Here is a 4,365-nt window from a genome sequence, read left to right as displayed (position 1 = left end):
CTCCGCGGTCACGCGCAGCACACCCGTGGTCGTGCCCTGGAGGACCACGCCGCCGGGCGCGATCGAGCCGACCATCTGCAGGGTGTCGAAGATGAAGCCGCTCCCCAGCCACTTGGTGCGGGTCACCGCGCCGGTCTCCGGGTCGATCTCGGCGTAGTGGTACGGGTCCAGCACCGACGTGGAGGTGGTGCCCGGGATCACCGGTTCCCGCAGCACGGTGCGCAGCTTGCCGTCCGCGGTGGAGAGCCGGGGCACCGCCGCGGAGCGGACCCGGTTGTCCCACTTCAGGTCGCACCCCGAACCGTCCGCCCGCACGTCCACCCGTGAGAGGCCGCCCGCGAAGGCGCCCGACGCGGGCACGCTCTCCCCCGCGCCCTCCGGCAGCTGCGGGTAGGGGTATCCGTACGTCGAGGCGATGAAGACGCTGCCGCCCACGGCCACGGGCGAGTTCTCACTGCCGCTGCCGCCCGCTCTGAGCACCGGCACCGAGCAGACGAGGGAGCCGTCCTCCACCCGGTGGACGAGCAGGTTCACGGTGGGCGCGGCGTTGTCGACGACGGTCAGGTACTCGGCGCCGGTGCGCGGGCCGAAGAAGGTGGGCGTCGAGCCGGTGCCCCAGCTGAGCTGTCCGGGCTTGCGGCCCGGTCCCCGGTCGTAGGTCCGGCGCCAGGTGACGCGGGGCGTGCCGTCCGAGGCGGCGGTCAGCAGGTAGGTGGCGTGCGTGGTCGCCACGGCGGTGCCGGCGGGCACCGTGGAGATCGAGTTGGCGACCTGTTCGCCCGCCGGCAGGGCGACCGACCGCACGGTGCCGGTCCGGTCGTCGGCGGTCCCCACCACGCCCTGGGCGGTGGCGAACCAGACCCGGCCCTCCCAGTCGGGGGACACCCCGACCACCGAGTCGCCGTCCGGCACCGCCGTGGCGAGCGACAGGCGGCTGTCCACGTACAGCTCCCAGTCGCCGGAGGCGCTTCGCCGGTGGGCGACCCGCAGCAGGTCCCGGTTGCCGTCGACCGCCACCAGCCGGTCCTCGTTGTCGAGGTAGGCGTACACGCCCCCCAGCAGCGACCCCTGAGTGAGCGCCAGCTCCGCGAGGGAATCCCCGGTGGCCGGGTCGAGGAGGTGCACGGTGGGAGTGCGGCCGAAGATGGTCGTGCAGAGCGCGACGGGGAAGCCGTCCGCGCCCACCAGCACGGTCGGGCAGGCCGAGGCGAGGGCGGTGCGGCGTGAGGACAACGTGCCGGCCGCCGGCCCCGGCAGGGGAGTGGCGTCCGAGGAGGCCGTGTCGCCGTGCATGGTGGCGGTGCCCAGTGGGCCGGCGTACGGATTGGCGGGCGGCAGCGGCCCGCTCGGGGCCGCCGAGACCGAGGTCGCCGAGGTCAGGGCCAGCAGCGTCGACGCGGCGACGACGGCGGCACGGGTAAGGGGCGCGAGGCGCATGGAGTCATCCGTCCAAGGGTGGGAAGCGGGAACACGCGGACAGCGGTGCACACTCCGCCCGTCAGGAAGGGAGGGGCCCGGCACTGCCGGGCGGGGGACACCGCGCTCAGAGGGCGCGGTGACACATCGCCGAGCACACGTGAGCGAGGTCGACGTCGAGTCGACGGCTCAGGTGCGCGTGGCGGTCCATGGGCCGAGTGTGGCGAACGGACACCCGGCCGCACAACAGGCGTCTCAGCCACCGGTCGCCTCACGCCTCCCGCAGGGGCGGCCACGTGCCCCGTGCGGCTCCTCCGTTCCCCCGCCCGGCGGACCTGGCCTGCGGAGTGACGGCCGGATGGCCAGGCTGGGACCATGCATACCGGAGCGCCTGCCAGGCCCACGTTCGCCGAAGAGGTCAAGGACGCGGTCCGCCCGCGGTCCGCGCTGCTCGTCCTGGGCGTGCTGGCGCTGGGCGTGCTGTTCATCGCCTCCTACGCCGGCGCCTTCCACGAACCGAAGCCCCGGGACATCGCGTTCGGCGTCGTCACCGCACCGCGGACGAGCGGCGCCCTGGTGGAGCAGCTGGACGCGCTGCCAGGATCGCCGCTCGACGCGCGGCCGGTCGCCTCCGCCGAGGAGGCGCGACGGCAGATCGAGGACCGGAGGATCTACGGCGCGCTCGTCGTCGACCCGCGCGCCCCCGCCGACCGCCTGCTCGTCGCGAGCGGCGGCGGCACCCCGGTCGCGGAGGCGCTGGAGGAGGTGGTCGTCCGGGCCGAGGCCCGGCAGGGACGGCAGGTGCGCACCGTCGACGTCGTCCCCGTGCGGCGGGGCGACGCGCGCGGGCTGTCCTCGTTCTACCTGATCGTCGGCTGGTGCGTGGGCGGCTACCTGTGCGCCGCCATCCTGGCCGTGGGGTACGGCGCCCGGCCGGCCAACCTCCGCCGGGCGGTGATCCGGCTGCTGGCGCTCGCCGTGTACGCGGTGCTGCTCGGTCTGCTGGGGGCGGTGGTGATCGGACCTGTGCTGGGCGCGATGCCGGGCAGCGTGGCGGGCCTGTGGTGGCTGGGAGCGCTGGTCGTGTTCGCGACCGGGGCGATCACCTTCGCCTTCCAGGCGGCGCTGGGCATCATCGGCATCGGGCTCACCGTCCTGGTGGTCGTCATCGCCGGCAACCCGAGCGCGGGCGGCGCGTACCCCTACCCCCTGCTGCCCCCGTTCTGGCGGGACATCGGCCCGGCCCTCATCCCCGGGGCGGGCACCTGGACGGCGCGGTCCATCGCCTACTTCGACGGCCGCGCCATCACCGGTCCACTGCTCGTCCTCGGCGCCTGGGCGCTCGGCGGGACGCTGTTGACGCTGCTCTTCTCCGTGCTGGGCCTCGGCCGCCGGAAGATCGAGGAGAGCGAGGTCCGCCAGATGTGACCGCCGGGCGGCGTCACGGCACGGCACGGCACGGCGCGGCACCGTGTCACGGCACGGCGCGTGAGGGCGCGTCAGGGCACGGACCAGGAGAGGGTGACCGCCCCGCGTGGGGCCGGGGCCTACTGCTCGGCGGCCGGACGGATCAGCCGGCGGGAGCCCACCGCCGCGAGACCCACGACGACGAGGACGACCCCGGCGCCCATCTGCGTCTCCCCGGTGTCCACCTGCTCCCGCGCGGCCTCGTAGGCGGCCGCCTGGTCGCTCTCGAAGCCGAGGACCTCGCCCCAGGCGGCGGAACCGTTCAGCTGGACCCGGTTGGCCCCGGTGACCTTGTTCTCGTCGCCGATCAGCCACAGGACGCCGCCCAGGAGGGCGAGGGCGGCGCCGGCCAGGGTGACGACGAGCCGGGCACGTCCCGGGTCGCGGGCGGTGACGGGCATGGGTGTCCTGACTCCTCGACGGTGCGGTACCGGGCGGTCCCCGCCCCATCCTGCCGCATGCCGGCGGGAGGCATCCCTCCCGCCGGCATGCGCCCCGTCGGCCTGCGGTGGTGTCTAGCCGCGGCCCGCGCGGCTCCTGACCAGCAGCCAGAGGAAGTACGGCGTGCCGATCAGCGCGGTCATCAGGCCGGCGCCCACCTGGGCGGGGGCGATGACCGTGCGGCCGAGGAGGTCGGCGGTGCAGACCAGCACCGCGCCGAGGAGGACGGCGACCGGCACGACGCGGACGTGGCGGCGGCCGACCAGGGCGCGGGCGGCGTGCGGCGCGACCAGGCCGACGAAGCCGATGGTGCCCGCCGCCGCCACCGCCGTGGCGCTGAGCAGCACGCTCAGCACCAGCAGCACCAGGCGTTCGCGCGACAGGCCGACGCCCAGCAGCTTGGGGGTGTCCTCGTCCAGGGAGACCAGGTCCAGCTCCGTGCGCCGGGCGGCGGCCACGGCGACGCCCAGGGCCAGGACCACGGCCAGCGGCACCAGGTCCGGGAAGGTGCGCCCGTAGGTGGAGCCGGAGAGCCAGGTCAGCGCCTTGGTCGCGTTGTACGGGTCGGTGAGCACGATGAGCAGGCTGATCAGGGACGTCGCCGCGGTGGCCACGCCCATACCGACCAGGACCAGCCGGTTCTGCCGGAATCCGCCCTTCGCGGCGAGCCCGAACACCACCACCGACGCCACCGCCGCCCCCGCGAACGCCGCTCCGGCCACGCCCCAGGAACCGGCCAGAGGAACCGAGGTCACCAGCAGGACCGCGCCCAGCGCGGCGCCGTTGGAGACGCCCAGCACGGCGGGTTCGGCGAGCGGGTTGCGGGTGACGGCCTGCACCAGCGTGCCGGCCAGCGCGAGCGCCGCACCCGCCAGCAGCGCGGCGCCCACCCGCGGGACACGGGTGTCGAGGACGAAGGTGACGGCCCGTCCGGCCCGTCCCTGCGCCCAGTTGGCGACGTCGCCCAGGAGCAGCTTGGTGTCGCCCAGCAGCACGGCGGCGACGGCCACGCACACCAGCAGGACCACCAGCACGGACAGC

Annotated in this window: 4 protein-coding genes; 1 reads left to right on the top strand and 3 read right to left on the bottom strand. The window is 75.1% G+C overall.

Annotation, left to right across the window (positions count from 1 at the left end; genetic code table 11):
* A partial coding sequence (locus HW445_RS19970) for a hypothetical protein (protein WP_180222358.1) occupies nt 1–1,437 on the bottom strand: 1,437 nt, incomplete at its 3' end.
* Between the two features lie 354 nt (nt 1,438–1,791).
* Here HW445_RS19970 and HW445_RS19965 point away from each other — a divergent pair.
* A complete protein-coding gene (locus HW445_RS19965) occupies nt 1,792–2,844 on the top strand; it encodes a DUF3533 domain-containing protein (RefSeq protein WP_180222357.1) in 1,053 nt (350 codons plus the stop codon).
* Between the two features lie 119 nt (nt 2,845–2,963).
* On the opposite strand, the gene HW445_RS19960 is transcribed toward HW445_RS19965, so the two are convergent.
* Entirely contained in the window at nt 2,964–3,284 is a 321-nt protein-coding gene (locus HW445_RS19960) for a hypothetical protein (protein ID WP_180222356.1), read from the bottom strand.
* Between the two features lie 114 nt (nt 3,285–3,398).
* A partial coding sequence (locus tag HW445_RS19955) for an iron chelate uptake ABC transporter family permease subunit (protein ID WP_180222355.1) occupies nt 3,399–4,365 on the bottom strand: 967 nt, incomplete at its 5' end.

The sequence above is a fragment of the Streptomyces sp. UH6 genome (genome assembly GCF_013421635.1).
Classification (GTDB): Bacteria; Actinomycetota; Actinomycetes; order Streptomycetales; family Streptomycetaceae; genus Streptomyces; species Streptomyces abyssomicinicus.
The sequence above is the reverse complement of the archived record's forward strand: the minus strand, read 5'-3'. Positions and strand labels throughout refer to the sequence as shown.

Excerpts from the sequence above, each read along its gene's own strand:
- HW445_RS19965 (WP_180222357.1), top strand. The coding sequence starts at position 1,792 with ATGCATACCGGAGCGCCTGCCAGGCCCACGTTCGCCGAAGAGGTCAAG.
- HW445_RS19960 (WP_180222356.1), bottom strand. The coding sequence starts at position 3,284 with ATGCCCGTCACCGCCCGCGACCCGGGACGTGCCCGGCTCGTCGTCACC.